Here is a 1,211-nt window from a genome sequence, read left to right as displayed (position 1 = left end):
TATTCGCAGTACCAGACCCGGACGGAGACCGGTCCCGACAGTGAACTCCTTGTGGTCAGTAACAAGAAGAATGTCGGGGGCTGGAATGTGTTCTGGATGCTGACGGACGGCACGCGATTCTATAACTCGTTCCCTAAGCTGATGAAGTTCTATGACCGATACGGCAGTTTCAATCACGCTGGGCCCGGGTTCCGTCAGGTCCGGTTCCGGCGCGGGAATGAAGCGTTTGTCCCGATCTTCAACAAATGGCTCGATCAGCAGGTCCAGAAAGGCGTTGAGAAAGGTGTGCAGGTCTGGGACATGAGCGGCGCGGCGCAATCGGAGTTCGCCAAGATGCTGAAGAATGCAGGGTTTAAGGTGAAACTATGACCTCCTCATCGCAAGCTGAGATCTTCGCCTTCATGGACGCAGTTAAAGCGGTCCTGACAACCAACGCGGCGGCAATCACTCCGACCGGAATGTCAACCGTGACCATCTACGAGCGGGACGACAAACCGTTTAAAGTCGCTGACGGACTTCTGGAACTCCCGATCCTTTACGTGATCCCCATGGCTGACGGCAAGGATTCCTTCAAGATGCAGCAGGGTTGTGATTCTGTCCTGCACGAGTTCCAGTTCTCGATCATGGGCTATTACGAGGCCGCAGTTGCCGATCTGAACTCTGCCGCCGGCCTGACACAACGCCGGAACATTCTGACGGCTCTGTTCAATACGGTTGACTTGTTCAGTGGCACCGGTGCGTATATCTTTTACACATTCGGATCGTCTCAGAAAGGAGCCGGCTGGATCTCGGAAGGCGACGCGGAGATGGGATACTTCGACGATAAAGGGAATATCATAGCCGGCGGGATCATCACGATCAAGGTCATGCTGCAGACCGCACCATAAACAACTTTTCTTTCACTATAACAAGTTAACTTTATTTACCCTCTATCTCTATTGTATCAGTAATAGAGGTTGAAACCGATATGACAGCAGCAGCACCGGGAACATTTTTCTCGAATCAAGGAACTCTGACGGTGGCAGGAACCGGTGGAACACCGGCAGCTACCGCAGTTCTCGCGATTCAGAATGTAACGATCACGCCTAAGCACGACACCGCACTCGCTCGCGGATGGGGATCGAACCTGATTCTCCAGCAGTACCAGTACAACTTCCAAGTGGATGTCGATATTGAGTATATTGAGTGGGATCCTACGGTTGCGAGCAATC

The 1,211-nt window shown here is 52.6% G+C and carries 3 protein-coding genes; all 3 read left to right on the top strand.

Features of this window, described 5'->3' with window-relative positions:
* On the top strand, positions 1-369 hold a 369-nt coding region (locus ABSG49_RS12240), incomplete at its 5' end, for a hypothetical protein (RefSeq protein WP_424026414.1).
* Positions 366-887, top strand: coding sequence for a hypothetical protein (locus ABSG49_RS12235; RefSeq protein ID WP_424026413.1), 522 nt, complete (start codon positions 366-368; stop codon positions 885-887). The genes ABSG49_RS12240 and ABSG49_RS12235, both read left to right, overlap by 4 nt.
* An 80-nt stretch (positions 888-967) precedes the next feature.
* A partial coding sequence (locus ABSG49_RS12230; protein WP_424026412.1) for a hypothetical protein occupies positions 968-1,211 on the top strand: 244 nt, incomplete at its 3' end.

Origin of the sequence: Methanoregula sp. (assembly GCF_049510175.1) — an archaeon.
Lineage (GTDB): Archaea > Halobacteriota > Methanomicrobia > Methanomicrobiales > Methanospirillaceae > Methanoregula.
Note: the sequence above shows the minus strand (reverse complement) of the source record. Positions and strands in the feature narration are given on the sequence as shown.

Coding starts and splice junctions, on each gene's coding strand:
- ABSG49_RS12235 (WP_424026413.1), top strand. CDS start 366: ATGACCTCCTCATCGCAAGCTGAGATCTTCGCCTTCATGGACGCAGTT.